This is a genomic window from Niveispirillum irakense DSM 11586 (assembly GCF_000429645.1).
GTDB lineage: Bacteria > Pseudomonadota > Alphaproteobacteria > Azospirillales > Azospirillaceae > Niveispirillum > Niveispirillum irakense.
On record NZ_AUCG01000020.1, the window covers coordinates 151,168 to 170,757 of the forward strand.

15 protein-coding genes are annotated in these 19,590 nt (G+C 63.6%); 8 read left to right on the forward strand and 7 right to left on the reverse strand.

The features are described from left to right. Positions 1-181 precede the first annotated feature (181 nt). Positions 182-1,846 (forward strand): GGDEF domain-containing response regulator, encoded by a 1,665-nt coding sequence (locus G473_RS25730; protein WP_029012645.1) that lies wholly within the window; start codon positions 182-184, stop codon positions 1,844-1,846. A 123-nt stretch (positions 1,847-1,969) separates the two neighbouring features. Then, positions 1,970-4,867, forward strand: coding sequence for a response regulator (locus G473_RS29105; protein ID WP_051330011.1), 2,898 nt, complete (start codon positions 1,970-1,972; stop codon positions 4,865-4,867). 20 nt (positions 4,868-4,887) lie between these two features. On the opposite strand, the gene cheB is transcribed toward G473_RS29105, so the two are convergent. From cheB to G473_RS0107880, 6 genes are read right to left on the reverse strand one after another with little or no spacing between them, the layout of a single operon-like run. Continuing rightward, complete coding sequence (gene cheB / locus G473_RS0107855; protein WP_029012646.1) at positions 4,888-5,916, reverse strand: chemotaxis-specific protein-glutamate methyltransferase CheB; 1,029 nt, start codon at positions 5,914-5,916, stop codon at positions 4,888-4,890. Between the two features lie 12 nt (positions 5,917-5,928). Beyond that, on the reverse strand, positions 5,929-8,193 hold the full coding sequence (locus G473_RS0107860; protein WP_029012647.1) for a hybrid sensor histidine kinase/response regulator: 2,265 nt from the start codon (positions 8,191-8,193) through the stop codon (positions 5,929-5,931). Positions 8,194-8,240: 47 nt separating this feature from the next. Then, positions 8,241-9,851 (reverse strand): methyl-accepting chemotaxis protein, encoded by a 1,611-nt coding sequence (locus G473_RS0107865; RefSeq protein WP_029012648.1) that lies wholly within the window; start codon positions 9,849-9,851, stop codon positions 8,241-8,243. Positions 9,852-9,875: 24 nt separating this feature from the next. Next, entirely contained in the window at positions 9,876-10,475 is a 600-nt protein-coding gene (locus G473_RS29110) for a chemotaxis protein CheW (RefSeq protein ID WP_051330013.1), read from the reverse strand. Positions 10,476-10,477: 2 nt separating this feature from the next. Beyond that, positions 10,478-12,001 carry a CheR family methyltransferase gene (locus G473_RS0107875; protein WP_029012649.1) on the reverse strand — a complete coding sequence of 508 codons (1,524 nt, stop codon included), beginning with the start codon at positions 11,999-12,001 and terminating at the stop codon, positions 10,478-10,480. A gap of 5 nt (positions 12,002-12,006) precedes the next feature. Next, positions 12,007-12,492, reverse strand: a complete 486-nt coding sequence (locus G473_RS0107880) for a chemotaxis protein CheW (RefSeq protein WP_051330014.1) — start codon at positions 12,490-12,492, stop codon at positions 12,007-12,009. A gap of 271 nt (positions 12,493-12,763) precedes the next feature. Between G473_RS0107880 and G473_RS0107885 the strand changes: the two genes are divergently transcribed. From G473_RS0107885 to G473_RS0107910, 6 genes are all read left to right on the forward strand, one after another. Continuing rightward, positions 12,764-13,234: an OsmC family protein gene (locus G473_RS0107885; RefSeq protein ID WP_029012651.1), complete on the forward strand. Its 471-nt coding sequence runs from the start codon at positions 12,764-12,766 to the stop codon at positions 13,232-13,234. 319 nt (positions 13,235-13,553) lie between these two features. Beyond that, a complete protein-coding gene (locus G473_RS0107890; RefSeq protein WP_210163252.1) occupies positions 13,554-15,707 on the forward strand; it encodes a TonB-dependent siderophore receptor in 2,154 nt (717 codons plus the stop codon). Next, on the forward strand, positions 15,707-16,012 hold the full coding sequence (locus G473_RS0107895; RefSeq protein WP_035706016.1) for a hypothetical protein: 306 nt from the start codon (positions 15,707-15,709) through the stop codon (positions 16,010-16,012). The genes G473_RS0107890 and G473_RS0107895 overlap by 1 nt, the downstream gene beginning before the upstream one ends. Further along, positions 16,009-17,586 (forward strand): PepSY-associated TM helix domain-containing protein, encoded by a 1,578-nt coding sequence (locus G473_RS0107900; protein WP_029012654.1) that lies wholly within the window; start codon positions 16,009-16,011, stop codon positions 17,584-17,586. The genes G473_RS0107895 and G473_RS0107900 overlap by 4 nt, the downstream gene beginning before the upstream one ends. Further along, complete coding sequence (locus tag G473_RS0107905) at positions 17,583-17,918, forward strand: DUF3325 domain-containing protein (protein ID WP_029012655.1); 336 nt, start codon at positions 17,583-17,585, stop codon at positions 17,916-17,918. Before G473_RS0107900 ends, G473_RS0107905 begins: the two co-directional genes overlap by 4 nt. A 148-nt stretch (positions 17,919-18,066) precedes the next feature. Next, a complete protein-coding gene (locus G473_RS0107910; protein WP_029012656.1) occupies positions 18,067-19,104 on the forward strand; it encodes a histone deacetylase family protein in 1,038 nt (345 codons plus the stop codon). Here the strand turns inward: G473_RS0107910 and G473_RS0107915 are convergent, their stop codons facing one another. Next, complete coding sequence (locus tag G473_RS0107915) at positions 19,105-19,590, reverse strand: RES family NAD+ phosphorylase (protein WP_029012657.1); 486 nt, start codon at positions 19,588-19,590, stop codon at positions 19,105-19,107.

A 19,590-nucleotide genomic window follows, 5' to 3' on the forward strand; every position in this document is an offset into this window, starting at 1 on the left:
AACGCCGTTTTCATAATGGATACAAAGCTTTCCGGCCAAATTCCTTGCTGCTGGTGTCTGTACCATGCGCCATCCGCCAGGGCATTACCCGCGTGCAAAGGGTTAGATTGGGCCGTATCGACTTTTAGGGGGGGTGTCCATACCATGCCGGGCAGGTTGTAATTCCGCTGGCGTACCTCATATGGCTTCTTTCGTTTCCGATATCGATCCGGTTGCGCGCGGCGAGGTGATCCGTCGTGGCTTCCTGGACAGTCTGCCGGACCGGCTGGGACGGATGGCGGCGGCGTTTGAGATGCCGCCGGCAGAAGGACGGGCGCTTCTGCTGGACCTGCTTCATGCCCTGGTCGGCTCCGCAGGGACTTTCCGTCTCAGCCACCTCGCCGATGCGGGGCGCAAGCTGGAAGGATTGCTGTGTAAGACAGCGGCTGGGCAGTCCTTGTCGGACACGGCGCTGACGGCTGCCTTTCGCCGTCTGGAACGGGCGGTCGCCCATGTGCTGGCGGCCGATCCGTCCGAATTGCCATCCCTGGTGATGCCTGCGCCGCGCAAGGGGCGGGACACGCTCACGGGCCATGCCCTGATTTATTATCTGGAAGATGATGTGGAGCAGGCACGCCAGCTTGTTTCCCAGCTTGAGCCTTACGATTTCCACCTGGTTCCGTTCCAGGAACCCGCTGCTTTCATGCGGGCGGTGCGCATCGCCCCGCCGGATGCACTGCTGGTTGACGTGATGTGCGGCTCCTCCCTGATGGCTGGGCCGGATACGATCAGCGCGCTGACAGAGGAGGGCATTCATCTTCCGACCATCTTCCTGTCGGCACGGGGCGACTTTAAGGCCCGGCTGCAGGCGGTGCGGGCCGGTGGCTCCGGCTATATGACCAAGCCGGTGGACACAGTTGCCCTTGTCGAGCGGCTGGACGAGCAGATCGGGCGCAGCACAACCAAGCCCTACCGCGTCCTGATCGTGGATGATGAGACGGAAGCAGCGGAGCAATATGCCGAGGCCATACGCACGGCCGGGATGGAGCCCCTGATCGTCAACGAGCCAGAGGAAACAGTGGAGGCGATCCGTGCCTTTGGGCCGGATATCCTGCTGCTGGATGTGAATATGCCGGGCTGTGGTGGCCTGGAACTGGCAGCCCTGCTGCGCCAGCATGAGGGGCTGTTGAGCCTGCCGATCCTGTTCATCACCGCCAGCGCGCCGGAAGAGATGCGCAGCCCGGCGCTGCACCTGGGGGCCGCGGATTTCCTGCGCAAGCCGTTTGCCCTGGACAGTCTGGCGGATGAAGTGCTGGCCCGTGTGCGACGTGCGCGGCAGTTACACGCCCTGATGGCGCGGGACAGTCTGACGGCGGTATTGAACCATGGGGCGCTGCAGGAGCAACTGACCATGGAGGTTGCGCGCAGCGCCCGTGACGGCAAGCAGCTTTCCTTCGCCATGATTGATATCGACCTGTTCAAACGCATCAATGATGATCATGGCCACGCCGTGGGGGACCGTGTGCTGAAGGCGCTGGCCCGGCTGCTGCAGCAGCGCCTGCGCCGTACCGATATTATTGGTCGCTATGGGGGCGAGGAGTTCGCCATCATCCTGCCAGGCACTCCTGCGGAGGCGGCGGTCACGCTGCTGGACAAGCTGCGGCAGGATTTTGCCGGGATCCGCTTCAAAGGAAATGAGGCGCTGGGGGTCGGCTTCAATGTCAGCTTCAGCGCCGGTGTGGCGGAGCTGCGTGAGGGTCTGGACCTGCCTTCGCTCAACCTGGCGGCGGACAGCGCGCTTTATTTCGCTAAACGGTCTGGCCGTAACCGTGTCCATCTCAATGGATCGCTCACCGGCAGCCTATAATAGGGCAGCCAGATACCCATCATCGCTGTAAAACGCGGCCATGGGCAATTTGCGTTAGATTGTGGACGTTGTTAACCGTACAAGGGGACAGGATGGTTTGCCCGCACCGGGCCAGAGGATAGAATGACCGGCAGCGCCCCGCATATCCTGATTGTTGAGGATTCGCCAACACAGGCGCTGCAGATCGAATTGATTCTGGAAGCCCAGGGCTGGACCTCCACCATCTGCCCCAGTGCCGAGACGGCGCTGGAGGCGCTCAACGGTGTCAGTCCGGATCTGGTGGTGGTGGATTATCACCTGCCCCGGATGAGTGGGGATGAATTCATCCGCCAGCTTCGCCAGGGCGCCCATACCCGCTCCCTGCCGGTGATCATGCTGACGGACGAGGCATCGCAGGAAGCCCAGTTCAGGGGGCTGGATAGCGGCGCCGATGTCTATATTCCCAAATCTGCTGACAGTGATGAGCTGGTGCTGCGTGCCAGCGCCCTGCTGCGCCGACCCAGCCACGCCCCGGTGCCAACGGGCATGGTGGGACAGCCGTTGCGGCGGGGCCGGCTGCTGATCGTCGATGACAGCCCGACTTTCCTGGAATATCTGCGCCTGGTGCTGGAGGAGGAGGGGCACGAGGTTGTAGCCCTGCAGTCCGGGCTGGAGGCGGCGCACCGCGTCTTGCAGGAGAGTTTCGACTGCGTGATCGTCGATCTGCATATGCCGGAAATTGATGGTGTTGAACTGTGCGGGCGTCTGGACGCGATCCGGCGGCGGCGGGAGGAACTGTTCCAGATCGTGATGCTGACGGCCAGCGACAGCAAGATCGACCTGATGCGCGGGCTGGAAGCTGGCGCCGACGATTACGTCACCAAGGCCAATGATGTCGAGATCATCAAGGCCCGTATCCGTGCCCTGTTGCGCCGCAAGCGGCTGCATGAGGAAAATCTGCGCATTTCCATGGAATTCCGCCGCAAGGAACGGGAGCTGGAGCGGGCGCGCGAAGATATGAAGGCGGCGGAGGCCCGCGCCTCGCTGGTGGAAGCGCTGGAGCGCACCAACAAGGAACTGGCCACCGCCAATGCCAAACTGACCCAGACCCAGGTTGAACTGACGCGGGCCAAGGATGCGGCGGAGGCGGCCAATCAGGCCAAATCCGAATTCCTGGCCAATATGAGCCACGAGCTGCGCACGCCGATGAACGGGATCATTGGCATGAATGCGCTGCTGCTCTCCACCGACCTGACCCCGGAACAGCGTCGTTCCGCCGATCTGGTGGGCAATTCCGCCAAACTGCTTTTGAACCTGCTGAATGATATCCTGGATATCTCCAAGCTGGATGCCAAGCAGGTCAAGCTGGAAGCAATCACCTTCGATGTCGCTGCCGATTTTGAGGAGGCGGTCCAGTTAATGGCGCCCAAGGCGGCGGAACAGGGGATTGAACTGGTGCTGGCCGTGGCCCCTTCCGCGCGGTGCCAGGCGGTGGGCGACCCGATGCGACTGCGTCAGGTGGCGCTTAACCTGATCGGCAATGCCATCAAATTCACCAGCCGGGGCGGTGTCGCTGTCCATGTCCGGATGCGCGAGGCGGAGAGCCGCCCTGTGCTGGAGGTGCGGGTGACCGATACCGGCATCGGCATCCCGCGTGAGGCGCAGACCCGTTTGTTCGAGAAATTTGTCCAGGCCGACAGCTCCGTTACGCGCCGCTTTGGCGGTACGGGCCTGGGCTTGGCCATCTGCCGCCAGACCATGGAACTGATGGGCGGGGAGATCGGCGTGGACAGCACGATCGGCGCCGGCTCCAGCTTCTGGTTCCATGTCCCGCTGGACCTGCCGGCGGGAAATCGGGGACGGGAGGCGCCCCCGGCCAGCCTGCGCAGCCGCCGTGTCCTGGTGATTGACCCATCCGCCATGGTGCGGGAAGGCCTGACCGCGGAATTGTCGGCGCTGGGCATGATCGTGACCGACGCTGCTGCTATCGATGCCCTGGACGGGGATGCGGGTGCGCAGATCGTGCTGGTTGATTCCCGCCTGCTGAACGAGGCCGTGGCGGCCCAGTTGCGCGCCCGCTATCCCGACGCGACCCTGCTGGCCCTGTTGCCGCTGGGCGTGGCGGGTGATCCCGTGGGCGAAGGGCTGGCCCATGGTGTGGTGGCAAAGCCGGTGCTGCGCCATGCCCTGGTTGAAGCCCTGACGGGTGGAGAGCGGTCATCGGCACCCGTGCCGTCTGCCCTGGAAGCTGCATCGGCGGACCGCGCCCAGTCGCCCTGTTCCGGTCGCATTCTGCTGGCTGAGGATAATTACATCAACCAGCAGGTGGCGATCCACATGCTGGGCGGTGCCGGGTTCGATCTTGACGTTGTCGGCAATGGCGCGGAAGCCGTCGCGGCGGTCGAGCGGGAGCGCTACGACATCATCCTGATGGATGTGCAGATGCCCGTGATGGATGGGCTGGAAGCCACCCGGCGCATCCGCGCCCTGGGTGGCAGCATCGGCAGCGTGCCGATCATCGCCATGACCGCGAATGCCATGGCGGGCGTGGAGGAGACATATCGCGCGGCCGGTATGGATGATTATATTTCCAAGCCGGTCGATTATCCCGCCTTCGTCGCAAAGGCCAAGGCCTGGGTCAGCCGCCAGCAGGAACAGGCGATGCCGGTTGCTGTCCTTGCCGGTGCCCCGCCGGGGCTGGACGAAGGGCCGATCCTGCAGATCCAGTCCCTGATGCCGGCCGCCCAGTTCAAGGTGCTGCTGGGCAATTTCCTGACCGCGTCACGGGAACGGCTGGAGCGTATCCGCCAGTCCATTGAACAGCGGGACATGGGCCGGCTGGCCCCTGATATCCATGACCTGATCAGCACATCGGGCAGTTTCGGCTGTCGTGATCTGGTGACACAGGCGCGCGCCATCGAGGCTGCCATCCGCCAGGGCGATCATGACAAGGTGACCCAATTGGGCCGCAGCCTGATGCCGGCTGCGACGGTCGCTTGGGCTTATCTTGAACAGCGCTTTTCCCATATGCCGGGTGCGTGACTGGCGCCCCCGACCCCGGATCAGCTTTTGGCCAGGGCCGTCAACCGGGTGGCAATTTCCAGGGGATTCAGCACAAAGCTGGCCCCGCCCATCTCAATCGCCACGCCGGGCATGCCATGGACGACGGAGCTGTTCCGGTCCTGGGCGATGGTGACCGCACCGCGCTGATAAAGGTTGCACAGTTCAGCCGAGCCGTCCGCCCCCATGCCGGAGAGCAGGACGCCAATCGCCTCTTCTCCGAAACTGTCGGCGATGGAGCGGAACAGATGGGAGACGGCGGGCCGCAGGCCATTTTCCGGCGGCGTTTCATGCAGGCGCAGGATACCGCGCCGGTCAACAGCCAGATGGGCGTTATCAGGCGCAATATAGACGCCCCCCGGCCGGGTCGGCACGAAATCGCCGGCCACCTGGACCGACAATTTGGTGCTCATGCGCAGCCAGTCGGCAAAGCCATCCACAAACCCATGGGCAATATGCTGCACCACCAGAATGGGCAGGGGGAAATCCGCCGGGAGATTGGCCAGGATGATCTGAAGGGCCATGGGACCACCCGTGGACGCCCCGATTCCGACGATCTGCGGCCGCTTCTCCACAAGGTTCTGGCGCGCTTCCGCCCGGGCGGCAGGGGTGGGCAGACGCCAGCGGCGCACAACCTTCACCTCCGACATCAGGCGGACGGTCATGACAAGATCGGCGGTTTCCGTATCATGGTCGCGGTGGCCGATGCCCGCCGGTCGGCGCACAAAAGCCAAGGCGCCCGCTTCCACGGCGCGGAAAGTGGCGGCCACCTGATCCGTCATCATGCCCGAGACGATGACGATGGGGACTGGCAATGTCTCCATGATCCGGCGGGTGGCGGCAAAACCGTCCATCCCCGGCATATGGATATCCATCGTCACGACGTCGGGCTTATAATTCTTCACGGCCTCGACGGCTTCCTCGCCTGTGCCGACGACGCCGACCACCTTCATATCCGGTTGGCTTTCCAGGATACTGACCAGGAAAGCCCGGATGGTGGGTGAATCTTCAGCGACGAGAACCCTAATCACAACAAACTACCCTCAGATGAGGCGACCGATCATATTGAGAAGATCGCTTTGATCGAAACTTTTCTTGACGATATACGCACTGGCGCCAACATCAACGCCATGCTCCCTATCCTCTCGAGACTCCAATGACGTAATCAGGATGACGGGGGTTTCCCCCAGGCGACTATCCTGCCTTATCTTGGCGGTTAACTCGAACCCACTCATTCGGGGCATTTCCACATCGGACACGACGAGGTCAAAAGTTTCCCCGTTCAGGATGCCCCAGGCCTCCATCCCGTCCACGGCTGTGCGGACCCGGTAGCCGGCGGCTTCCAGCACATGCTTGAACAGGGTCCGGGCGGTGATGCTGTCTTCCGCAATCAGGATGGATTTGCGCGCAGGCGCCGCCATATTGGTCAGCGACCGTGCCGGGCGGCCCTTGAAATCGGGGCGCAGGGCGTTGCGCAGCAGGTCATGCACATTCAGCACAAAACCCTGCCCGCCCGATGGCAGCATCATGGCGCCGGCGATACAGGAAACGCGGGTCAGGGGCCAGCCCAGCCCCTTCATCAGCACTTCATTCTCGCCCACCACCTGTTCCACCTCCACCGCGATCCGGTGACCGGCCCCGGCCAGGACAAGGTAATGGCGGAAATCAGCGGGCGGCGGGGCTGGCAGGGTCATGCGCAGCAGGTCGGTCAGGCCGACCAGGGCCAGCGGCTTGCCGTCCACCCGCACGATCTCCCGATCCTCCACCAACTCCACCGCCCTCGCCGGAACGCGGGCCACCCGTTCCACCCGATTGGTCGGGATGGCGAACTGGCGGCCGGCTGCCGCGACGATGACTACGCGGAACGCCGCCATCGTGACGGGTAGCAGAAGCCTGAAGGTCGTGCCCGCACCCAGGGTCGATTCGACGGTGATGCTGCCGCCCAGACGCTCCACCTTTTCCTGCACGATGGCCAGCCCCAGCCCCCGGCCCGACAGGTCCGTCACCCCATCGGTGGTGGAAAGGCCGGACTGGAAGGCCAGCGACATGATCTGGCCGGCGGTCAGGTTTTCCGCTTCCTCCTCATCCAGCAACTCGCTGGCGATTGCTTCGGCGACCAGCTTCCTTCCATCCATGCCGCGCCCGTCATCGGCAATGGCGATCTCCGCCTTACCGCCATCGCGCTGGCTGACCGTGATGGAGAGTTTGCCCTCTGCCGGTTTGCCCTTGGCCTGCCGCTCCTCCGTCGGCTCGATCCCGTGGTCGATGGCATTGCGGATCAGGTGGAGCAGCGCGTCCCGCAACTCCTCCTGAACCCGCCGGTCCAACTCCAATTCCTGGCCGGAAATATCGAGCTGGATGTCCTTGCCCTGTTCGCGGGACAGTTCCCGCACATTCTGCGCCACCGGGTCCAGCAGGTTGGCGGCGGGCAGCATCAGCACCTGCTTGGCGCCTGTCAGAAGCCCATCCACGCTTTTGGCCAGACCCCGTGCGTCATTATCGGCAGCCAGGGCCAGGGTGCTGAGCTTTGTGCCCAGCCATGTCAGGGTCTGGCTGTCATGGTCGGCCTGGGCTTCCCGGGTCAGGCGGCTGCGTATGCGGGCCCGCTCGGTCAGGTCACGCCCCAGGCTGCGCAGGTCGCTGACGCGGGAGGCGCCGGACAGCTTGGCCGTGATCAGTTCCTCGGCCTGGTGCAGCAGAAAATCAAGCTGGGCGATGGGGACGCGGATGGTCTGCCGGGCCGGCGTCCGGGCCGGACCCGTCGGAACTTGAGTCGTGGTCGCCTCTGCCGGGGCCTGGGTCACTGCCGGGGGAGCGGGTGGCGCCGGTGGGGCCGCCACGGTGGCTTCCGGCGGTGCAGGCGGCGGCAGCATCGGCGGTGGCGGGGCGGGGGGTGCCTCGCCGGTCAACCGGTTCAACTGCGCGATCAGACTGTCCAGGTTGGCCGGGGCCGAGGGGGTGGGGCCGTTCCCTCCACCCGGTACCATGCCGGCAATGGCTTTGACGCTGGCATGCATCAGATCCAGGATCGACCGGTCAAGCGCCACCGTGCCTTGCTTCATCAGCGCCAACAGCGATTCCAGCGCATGACAAAGCGCGACCAGACCGGCCAGATTGACCGTCCGCGCCGCCCCCTTCAGCGTATGGATTTCGCGGAAGGTCTTCTCGATCAGTTCCTTCAGCCGGCCCGGTTCGACACCCCGGTCCAGTTCCAGCAACGTCTTGGTGACAGAGCCGACATGTTCCTCGGCCTCCACCGTGAACATGGCGAGAAGCCGCTGAAGAAGCTGTTCATTCCTGCTGTTCATGGCACCGCTCCCTTAACCCTGGCTGCCGGACGGAAAACCGCCCGGTGTCAGGCCTGGTACTGGCTGACCAGCGTTTTCAGCTTCAAGCCCAGGGCATTCAGGTTATGGGCCGCGGTCTCCGCCTGCTTGGTGGCAACCGTGTTCTGGGTGCTGGCTTGACGGATGCTGTCCATGGCCAACGCCACCTGATCGATGCCCACCTGCTGCTGCTGGTTGGATGCGACGATCTGGGTGCTGGCCTGGGTCGCCACCGCGATGTTCTGCGCCAGGTTTTCGATTGCCTGACCGGCTTCCAGCGATTGTTTCACGCCTGCATCGACGGCCTTCGACCCCTGCTCGGCCGCCAGAACGGCGGTGGCCGTGGCTTTCTGGATGTCGCCCAGAATGGCGCGGACCTGGGCCGTGGCTTCCTTGGACTGCTCGGCCAGGCTTTTCACCTCCGATGCGACAACAACAAACCCTTTGCCCTGTTCCCCGGCGCGCGCCGCCTCAATGGCGGCATTGACGGCCAGCAGGTTGGACTGTTCGGCCAGGTCATTGACCGACGCCACGATGGTGCCGATGGCCTGGCTCTGCTCGCTGAGCTTGATCACGGCCTCGGCAATGGCGCCGATCTGTTCCCGCACCAGGGTAATACCGGCGATGGATTGTTCCACTGCGCGCTTGCCGGTTGCGGAGATCTGCGCCGTGGCCTGGGCCGTATCAGCGACATGACGGGCTTTGTCGGTGGAAAGCTGGGAGGTCTTGCGCACCTCCTCCATCGTGGAACTGGTCTCGGCCAGGGCCGTTGCCGTTTCCGCTGCCGAGGCGGCCACCTGGGCGGTGGTCGAAACAATCTGGCTGCCGGCAGAGCCCAGGACGTTGATACCTTCGGACAATTCCTGCATCAGCGTGCGCAGGCCCCGCGTCATGCGCTCGAACGTCTCAGTGAGGATGCCAACCTCATCCTGGCGACGGGTCGGCGGGATGGAGACGGTGAGGTCGCCCCGGCCGATCCGCTCCGCGATCAGGGTGATTTCCTGCAAGGGGCCGGCGATATTGCGGCCCAGATACAGCCCGGACGCCAGAACGAGAAGGCTGGCGATCAGCGCCCCGCCGATGACGGTGGCGGTGGCGGCATCGATTGTGCTGCGCAGTTCGGCCTCCCGCTCCTTCAGCAGGCGGTTCTCTTCCTCCCGCATCGTGGAGATCAGAGCCCTGAAATCATCCATGGCGCGCTTGCCGCGTTCGGTCAGCACCTGTTCCCGGGCCGCATCGAACCCCTGGTTACGGCGGATTTCCGCTGTGGTACGCATGGCGTCCAGCTTTTCCTCGACCACCTGATCAACGCGGTCCATGTTGCGCTGCTGAACCGGGTTGTCCTGGGTCAGTTCGCGAACATTGCGGAGGGCGGGGGCCAAGCGCTGCACCCCATCCTCATAGGGACGGCGGAATCGTTCGTCGCCGGTGATGACATAGCCACGCTGGCCGGTTTCGATATCCTGGACCGCTGACAACAGTTCCAGCAGACGCGCTTGCACCTGATAGGAATGGCTCCGCCAATCCGCATCCTGCACCAGCCGCTGGGTGACCTGCAGCGACACGCCACCAACCACCAGAAGGACTGCCAGCACCAGCAGCAGACAAGTCCAGATCTTCGTGCCAACCATGATCTTCATTGCTTGAAGCTCCCCGTCCCACCGTCAGCCAAGGCCGGCTTGTGCGAAACCATTTTCCTGATCGTCAAAGAAGGTGCCACCATCCAGCACGATGGTGCCGGTATCGATAACACCTTGGAAGAATTGCCGTCCCTTCTGCACCGTTGCCGGTATCGGGTCCAGCTTGTCGCGGCGCACGGGCGCCATGCCGACAATCGTATCTGCCATCAGGCCCAGACAGCGTTCGCCCTGGGCCAGGATCACAATATGCGCTGCCTCCAGCGTTGCCGTGCTGGTCAATCCCATCAAAGCCGGGAAATCCACCACCGGCACGACCACACCGCGCAGATAGAAGATGCCGGTCAGGAAGGACGGCGTGCAGGGCACCGGTGTGATCAGGATATCGGCCGCGACCTCCCGGATCCAATGCCCCTCCAGGGCATAGGTCAGGCCGCCAAGCGTGAATTCCAGCAGGCTCAGCAGGTCGGCGGCGTCTTCCGGCTCCGTCGGCTTGCGGGCCAGGGCCAGGGCCCGCTCCCGCAGGCGGCGTTCGCTCTCCGCGGCGCCGGGCTGGAACTCGCGGGCCAACCCCTCACGGGCGGCCGCCAGCCGGCGGTACATGTCATTCCAGTCCAGATTTTCCATGGCTACAGGCCCACCTCAGCGCTGGCGACGCGGATGATTTCAATCAGCCGTCCCACTGTCAGCCCATCCGATTCCGGCAGGGTTTCCTCCGGATCATGGCCGCGCAACAGGGCAGCGGTGTTGCGATAATGGCGGCGTGCCTCATCCAGCTTTCCCTCCGTGATCGCCAGTCGCGCCAGGGCGAAATGGGCCAGCACAAAGTTGGGGTCCAGGAACAGGGCACGTTTCAGCGATTGTGCAGCTTCCCGCAAGTCACCGCATTCCTGCCGGATCATGGCCAGCAGGTAGTGGCGCTCCGGTGCCAGCTTGTCGATGGCGATGGCGCGCTGGCACCAGTCCGCCGCCTCCCCCAGCCGCCCTTCATTGGCGAACAGCCGCGCCAGCAGGCCCATGCAGCGCCCATCGGTCGCCACTTCCGCCGCGTGAGCCTGCAAAAGCGCAATCGCTTCCTGGAACCGGCCGGCGATATAAAGCGCGCAGGCTTCGGCAAAAAGATCCTGCACCTCCATCGGCGGTTCCGGCGGCGCGGCTGGTGGCTGGGGCACTTCCGGAAGGGCCGGGGAAGTGGCGGGGGGCAGGGAGGGGGAGGGGAGGTGTGCCGCAGCCGGTGCTGATGCGGGCGTGGCGGTCAGCGGGTCGGGCACCAGCAGCAGCGGTGTTACCGGCAAAGTCATTACCGGCGGGCTGAGCTTGCGATAGATGGTGGCGCCGGGAAAGCCGCTGAACACGAAGGGGGAGAACAGCTCCGACGATCCTTCAACGGCTGCCGCGACCAGCCACCCGCCTTCAACCAGTGAATGGTGCAGGTTGGACACGACGCGCCGCCCCGTATCGAAGCTGAAATACATCAGCACGTTGCGGCAGAAGATGATGTCCATGGCATTGGTATTGTTCAGCACCGACGGGTACTGGTCCTCCGCCAGATTATGATAGGCAAAGGTCACCATGCGCTTGATATGGGGGGCGATCTCATACCGGTTGTTGCGCTGGGTGAAGTAGCGCTTGCGCACGTCTGGATCGATCCCCCGGAACGACCATTCGCTGTAAATCCCGTCCATTCCCCGACGTAAGGAGCGGGGGTTGATATCCGTCGCCAGCAGGGTGATGTGCCATTTGGCAATATCCGGGATCAGTTGATCCAGCAGGATCGCCATGGAATAGGCTTCCTCGCCGGTGGAGCAGGCAACGCTCCAGATGCGCAGATTGCGCCCGGCCTGCCGGCGGGCCTGGATCAGAGGCGGCAGGATTTCCTGTGCCAGCACTTCAAAACTGCGCGGCTCGCGGAAAAAATAGGTCTCGCCAATGGTCAGATGGCTGGCGAGCGTTTCGATCTGCTCGCGGGAGGGCTGAACCGCCAGGAAATAGCGCATGCAGGTTTCGGCATTGGCGAAGCCCAGCTCCGGTGCCATCTGGCGCAGGCTGCGTTCAAGGTCGCCCCAGCGCTGCGGCGGGTAATGCAACCCCATCCGCGCACTCAGGAATGCGCTGAATTCTGCCAACAGGTTGGGGATGCCGGCCCCATCCATCTCTGTCACCGTGCGGCCCCCATGGCGACGTCAAGCTCACGCTCTTCTTCCATTGATAAAAAGCGGTCAATATCATGGATGAAAACAGGGCCATCAGGCAGGCTCATCACCGCATCAAAATAGCGGGTGCCGGGCACGATACCATCGGTGGGGCGCAAATCTTCCGGATCGCGGTGGATGGTGCCATCCACATGATCAACCAGCAGGGCAACCAGACGGCTGGACGCCTGCACAATCACCAGCGCATCATCCAGGCGCGGCTGGCGCGAAGGTAAACCGAAACGCTGTCGCAGATCGAACATGGGAACGATCTGGCCCGCCACATCAATCACTCCCATCACCACGGGCGGCGCGGCCGGCAAGGGGGTCACGGCCACCGATGCGGTTACCCGCTCCACCCGGTCCAGGCGAAGGGCATAGGCGCGACCGTCCAGTTGGAACAGCAGCAAAGCCACCTGCGTGTCATCATGCTGATGCCGGAAATCACTCATACTGCGCGCATCCTGGTCCAGTCTGATGGGGCCGTCGTCTTAATGGACTCAAAAAACAGGCCCGGCTAGTGCTTCTTTCAGCCGATCTGTCCTGGTCCGCGTGGTTGGTGGTAGCGGATCATATAACACGCGATGCCGATCGACATAGGTCGGACCCGGCACTTCTCCTGCAAATCACAGCCATGACGATACTGGGGGTGCCAGCCGGTGGTTAAACCCGGCGGGCGCTGCCATGATCCCGTTGCGAAACGGAATGCCGGGAGGGACAGCAATGAGCGCGGAGCATGAATATGGGTGCCGCATCCAATGGACCGGTGATCGGGGGCAGGGCACCCGCACCTATCGCGGCTATGATCGTACATGGGATATCGTGACACCGGGCAAACCGGTGATCCATTGTTCCAACGATCCCCTGCTGGGCGGCAATCCCGGCCTGCCAAACCCGGAAGACCTGCTTCTGGCCAGCCTGTCCGCCTGCCACATGCTTTGGTATCTGCATCTGGCCAGCAATGCCGGGATCATTGTGCGATCTTATAAAGACGATCCCGTCGCGGTCGGGGAGACGGCACCCAGTGGGGCGGGCCGCTTTTTGCGGGCCACGCTGCGTCCCCATATCCTGGTGGAAGCAGGGGCCGATCTGGACCGGGCCGATGCGATCCATCATGAAATCCACAAGGTCTGTTTCATCGCCCGGTCGGTGAATTTTCCGGTGGAATATGCGGCAACCTACGACCTGAAATAAGCGGCTTGCCGCTGGTGAAGACCCGTTTGACCGCCTGACCGCTTCTTCAAGCGTGCCCGTGATCCCCTACGCCGGTGTGCAAAGCTGCTGCGCAAAAAATAGTCAGCCATCGATATTGAAAATGACTCGCAATATCGATTAGGAGGGTAAGGGAACGCAGCGGGCACGAAAACCGCCCCCGAAGCGGAGTGATTATTAATCTCATATAGGGGTGATGCCTCATCCCTTGCGTCCGGCGGTTCCAACCCTGCCGGCGGAGACCAGCAAACAGTGAAGTGGGGATGGTGGCCTTCACGGGTCGCCTTTTGGGGAAATGAGAATGGCAATGTTGAAGATGGCGAACGTGCCCGGTCACCGGTGCGCGGCGACGGCGATCACCCTGGCCCTGGCAGCCTTTGCCGCTGCCAGCCTGCCTGCACAGGCGGTTGAGAACAGCACGGTGACGGACGAGATCATCGTCTGGGGCAAAGGCTATGGCAGCAATGTCGCCGGCACCAAGACCCTGGTGCCGCTGCGGGAAACGCCGAACACCGTCACCGTGATCGATCGCGAACGGATCGAGCTGCAAAATCTGGTGACGCTGGAAGACCTGGCCACGCAGACGGTGGGGATTACCGTCACCGGTGTGTCCAGTGAAAACCCCTCCTTCCTGTCGCGCGGCTTTTCCATCGACAATTACCTGATCGACGGCGTGCCCGGCATTGGCGGCGTCGCCTTCCCGGCTGTGGTGCCGGACCTGTTCCTGTATGAGCGGGTGGAGGTGTTGCGCGGGCCCGCCGGCCTTTTCAGCGGGTCTGGCAGCCCGGCGGGCTCCATCAATCTGGTGCGCAAGCGCCCGCTGGATGAAGCCCGGATCAGCGGCAGCGTCGGCTATGGTTCCTGGGATAATTACCGGGCCGAGGTGGATATCTCCCAGCCTTTGACCGCCGATGGCAGCATCAAGGCGCGTGTGGGCGCGCTCTACCATGATCAGGACCAGTTCTACGATGTGGCGCACCGGCGCCGGCAACTGGCCTATGGGGTGGTGGAATTCGATCTCACCGCCGACACCACCCTGACCACAGGTGGTCATTACGAGAATTTCAAGCCGGCAATCCAGACGGGCTTGCCGGGATATCGCGGTGGCGGGCTGCTGGATGTGCGCCGCTCCACCTATCTGGGGGCGGACTGGAATCGGCTGGAATCCGATATCTGGCAGGCTTATGCCGAGTTGCGCCACGATTTCGGCGGTGGTTGGGTCGGTCGGGTCACCGGGCAATATACCGATATTAAGCGCGACGATGTGTATGCCTATATCGGCAGCCAGCCGGTGACGCCCACCAATGGCTGGACCAACCATATCGACTATCTGGGCCTGTACGAGTCCGACCTCTGGTCGGTGGATGCCAATGCCGTGGGCAGCATCCGTGCCTTTGGCCGGGACCATGATGTGGTGGTGGGCGGCGATTATCAGCGCCGTGGCTATGATAATCTCTATGGCCGGACCAGCAATATTACCCGTATTGACGTGTTCAACCCCAACAATGCGGTGGATGAGCATGAGATTCCGCTGAATGGTGGAACCTCCGATGTGACCGAGCAATATGGCGTTTATGGCCAGACCCGGATCAAGCCGCTGGATGGCACCACCCTGGTCCTGGGGGGCCGTCTGTCCTGGTGGGATTATGAGACGGTGAATATCTACCCCACCCGCGGCACGCCTACGGGCTACAGCCAGAAGGGCGAATTCACGCCCTATTTCGGGCTGGTCCAGGATCTGGCATCCAACGTTTCAGCCTATGTCAGCTATGCCGACATCTTCACCCCGCAATCCCAGCGCACGGCGGATGGCAAGCAGATCGACCCGATGAGCGGCCGGCAGCTTGAAGGTGGCATCAAGACCAATGTGCTGGATGACCGGTTGCTGCTGTCGGCGGCGATCTACCGGATCGAGCAGACCAACCGCGCCTATGCCGATCCGGACAATACCGGCTTCTACCTCGCCCTGGGTGAAGTGGAGAGCAAGGGGATCGAGTTGGAAGCCAATGGCCGCCTGACCGACAACTGGACGATCAATGCCGGCTATGCGCTGAACAAGAACAAGTACAAGCGCGATGCCACGGCCAGCAACGAGGGCCAGTCCGCCCAGCCCGTGATCCCGAAACATTCCTTCAAGCTGTTCACCAATTACACCGTGACGGAAGGCATGCTGGATGGGTTGAGCCTGGGCGGCGGCGTCAACTGGCTGTCGGAGACGGAAGGCGGCCTGCCCGCCAGCCGGGTGGCCAGCGGCATCGGCACGCTGGTGGAGCAGGACAGCTACGCCGTGTTCAGCCTGCGTGCCGGCTATAAGATCAACGAGAATATCAGCGTGAACGCCAATCTGGAAAACGCGTTCGACAAGGTCTATTACGCCCGCATCAGCGCCACCGGACGCGGCAATTTCTACGGGACGCCGCGTAACTTCCATCTCTCGATCAAGGCGACCTACTGATGGCGCGGGCGGCGGTCAAACCCACAGCCCGGCAGCGGCTGGACGTTGCCCTGCGCGCCCTGGCGGCCATTGCCGGCGGCTATGGCGTGGCGGCGGCGGCTACGGCTTTCCTGGCGCGCGTCCTGCCCATGGGGCGGGCGGACGCGACGACCGCCGCCATGCTGGCATCCTTCCTGATCTTCGTCACCATCGCCTTATGGGCCTTCGCGGCCCGTAATGTTCTGGTGGTGTGGGGTGCCATCCTGCTGCTGGGCGGCGGGATGGCCCTGTTTGTCCTTCTGGGGCTGGGGGTGAACGCGCCATGAAGAACACATTGCGCCAATCCATGGCCTGGCTGCACAACTGGGCCGGGCTGCTGGCGGGCTGGATCCTGTTCGCCATGTTCCTGACCGGGACCGCCAGCTATTTCCGTCCCGAAATTTCCGCCTGGATGCGGCCTGAACTGGCCCAGGTGACCGATGCCGATCAGGCCATCCTGAAGGCGCTGGATCATCTGGCCCGGCATCAGCCCGACGCCACACAATGGACCGTCATGGCGCCCGACCCGCGTGGCGCCGGTGTCAGTGTGTTCTGGCAGCACCCCAGGGCTGAGGGGGAAGGCCGGCGGCGTGGCCGTTTTGGCAGCGCCACCCTTGATCCTGCCACCGGGGACGTGACGCAGGCGCGGGAGACGCGCGGCGGGGAATTTTTCTACCGGTTCCATTTCCAGCTACAGCTTCCCCATCCGTGGGGGCGGTGGCTGGCCGGTGTCTGCGCCATGCTGATGCTGGCCGCCATCATCAGCGGCGTCATCACCCATAAGCGCATCTTCGCCGATTTCTTCACCTTCCGTCCGCGCAAGGGGCAGCGGTCCTGGCTGGATGCCCATAATGTCACCGCCGTGCTGGCGCTGCCCTTCCATGTCATGATCACCTATACCGGGCTGGTGACCCTGATGCTGATGTATATGCCCTGGGGCATCATGGCCAATTACAAGGATGCCGATAGCTATTTTGCGGAGAGTTTCCGCGATCCGCCGGCGGTGGAGGCCACGGGCACGCGGGCGGATATGGTAGATTTCGCGCCCCTGTTGCGCCAGGCCCGAGACCTGTACGGCGGCGCGCGGATCGGGCGGATCACGGTCAGCCATCCCGGCGATGCGGCAGCGCAGGTGGAGATTTCCCCGCACGGGGCGACAGGCCTTTCCTATCGCCACACGCCGGTTGTCTTTGCCGCCACTGATGGTCGGCTGATCACAACCCCCGTGCCCCATGATCCCGCCTTCCTCACCGGCTCGGTAATGGTCGGGCTGCATATGGGTTTGTTCGCCGGGCCGGTGCTGCGCTGGCTTTATTTCATCGCGGGTCTGGCCGGTAGTGCCATGGTTGGCACCGGGCTGGTGCTGTGGGCGGTGAAACGGCGCACGCCCATGCCAGCATCCGGGCGGCTGCCATTCGGTCAGCGGCTGGTGGAAATCCTGAATATCGGCACCCTTACCGGCCTGCCGGCCGGCATGGCCGCCTTTTTCCTGGCCAACCGGCTGATCCCGACCGGTCTGGAAGGGCGGGCGGATATGGAGGTGGCGGCCACGTTCTGGGTATGGGGGCTGTTCCACCTTTTCGCCTTGGTCCGACCGGCGAAACGGGCCTGGATAGAGGGTTTTGCCGTGGCCGGACTGCTGTTCCTGATCTTGCCGCTGGTCAATCTCTTCACCAGCCCGCGCCATCTGGGTATCAGCTTGCCGGCGGGGGATTGGTTCATGGTGTCGTTCGATTGTGCCTTCTGGGCCATCGGTTTCAGCCTGCTGCTGATCGCCCGGACCCTGCAGAAACGCCCGGCGGCGCCGGTGCGCAAGGCCCGGTCACAGCCGGCCACCCTGTCGGCGGAGGCAGCGGAATGACCATGCTGTTGATGTTCGCCTTGGCCCTGCTGGGCTTCTGCGGCCTGTCTTTGTCGCTGTCCCGCCACCATGCGGATGCGCTGGGCGACTATCCGGCCCCGGCGGTTGAACGGCGCTGGCGCTGGGCGGGCGGGCTGTTGATTGTCCTTTCGCTCGCCATACCGTTGCTTCGGGTGGATTATGGCGTCGCCTTTGTTGAGTGGTTCGGCCTTGCCACGGTGGCGGCGCTGATTGTCGTCGGGCTTTTGACCTGGCGGCCCAAACGTCTACCCTGGCTGGCGGTGCCAGCGGTGACGGCGGTACTGGCGGGATTGATCGGGCTGGCCCTGTGAAGAATTCCGGCCAATTTCCATTCCATACGGGCCAAGCTTCTACAAATCCTTATAAGACAAGGGATTAGGTCTGTCCGGTCTTGTTGGACAGGATCGTTCCTTTGCGATAGCCGTAGAGTAACAACCCGTAACTGACCGGTCCCGACCGATGCTTGTCTTCCATTCCGACGCCTCGCTGCTGCAGAACCCGCCCACCTTCTTCCGCCATGGGCGGCTGATGCCGCATCCGGAAACGTCGGAGCGCTATCGCGTGCTGCGCGATGCCGTGACGGGCGCGGGCCACGTGCTGCATCTGGCGCCGGATGCCGGGGTGGCGTCGATCAAGGCCGTGCATGCGCCGGATTATGTGGAATTCCTGCGCACCGCCTGGGACCGCCGGGGCGAGTTGAAGAATGTGGGGGAGGAGTTGCTGGCGACCCAGTTCCCCCGCGTCGGCATGGATACGCGGCCCGTCGGCCTGCAAGGCCAGTTGGGCTTCTATCTTGGCGACACCTCCACCTCCATCCGGGGCGACACCTGGGATGCCGCCTATGGCGCCGCCCAGGCGGCGGTGGCGCTGGCCGACCATGTCGGTGATGCGGCACTGAAGGGGGAGGCGGCAACCGCCTATGCCCTGTGCCGCCCGCCGGGACACCATGCTTACACGGCCTATGGCAGCGGCTTCTGCTATCTGAACAATTCCGCCATCGCCGCGCAGCGGCTGCGCGAGAAGTTGGGCCGCCCGGTGGCGGTGCTGGATATCGACGTGCATCATGGCAATGGCACCCAGGGCATTTTCTATGACCGTGCCGATGTGCTGACCATCTCCATCCATGCCGATACCAGCAGCTACTTCCCCTTCTATTGCGGCTATCAGGGGGAAACGGGCCTTGGCGCCGGGGAAGGCTTCAACATCAACATGCCGCTGGCCCATGGCAGCGGCAATGAGGTGTGGCTGGCTGCCATCCGTGATGGGCTGGACCGCGTTGCCGGCTTTGGCGCAGCGGCCCTGGTCGTGGCACTGGGGCTGGATGCGTCGGAGGAAGACCCGATCGGCGCCCTGAAGGTGACGACGGACGGCTTCCGTGAAGCCGGCGCGTTGATCGCGTCCGCCGGCCTGCCCACGGCCTTCGTCCAGGAAGGCGGTTATCTGTGCGAGGCGCTGCCGCGCAATCTGGTGGCCTTCCTGAGCGGGGTGGGCGGGTAATCATCCCGCCGGGCCGAACAGCCGCGCGTCCCAATGCAGGGGGCGCGGTCGGCTGGCCCGGATATCCGCGAAATCCGGGTGTAATTGGTTGATCAGCAGGTTGCGTTCCATCCCCATGGCGGGTAGCGACGGGACGATCAGCACCGCACTGCGGCGGCTGTCATACCAGGCATCGCCAAAGGCGCGGCTCGCCCCCAGATCGGCATCGCGCCAGCCGGGCAGGTCGTTGCCGGATACCTCCTCTGGCCTGACATGATCGGGGATAAGGATATCGGCGAATTGCTGGCCCGTCGGCACCTTGCCAATATTGGTATGGACCAGCTTTTCCAGCATCGCGGTGGCGAAACCGATACCGGCATAGATCACGTAACGACCGGGGCTGTTCCAGCGACCGCCCGTGCGGAAGGCGCCACCGCCATCCAGCAGTGGGAACCGGTCATCGGCGATGCGGTAGCCGGTCAGTCCTACGCTCCGCTCACCCGCCAT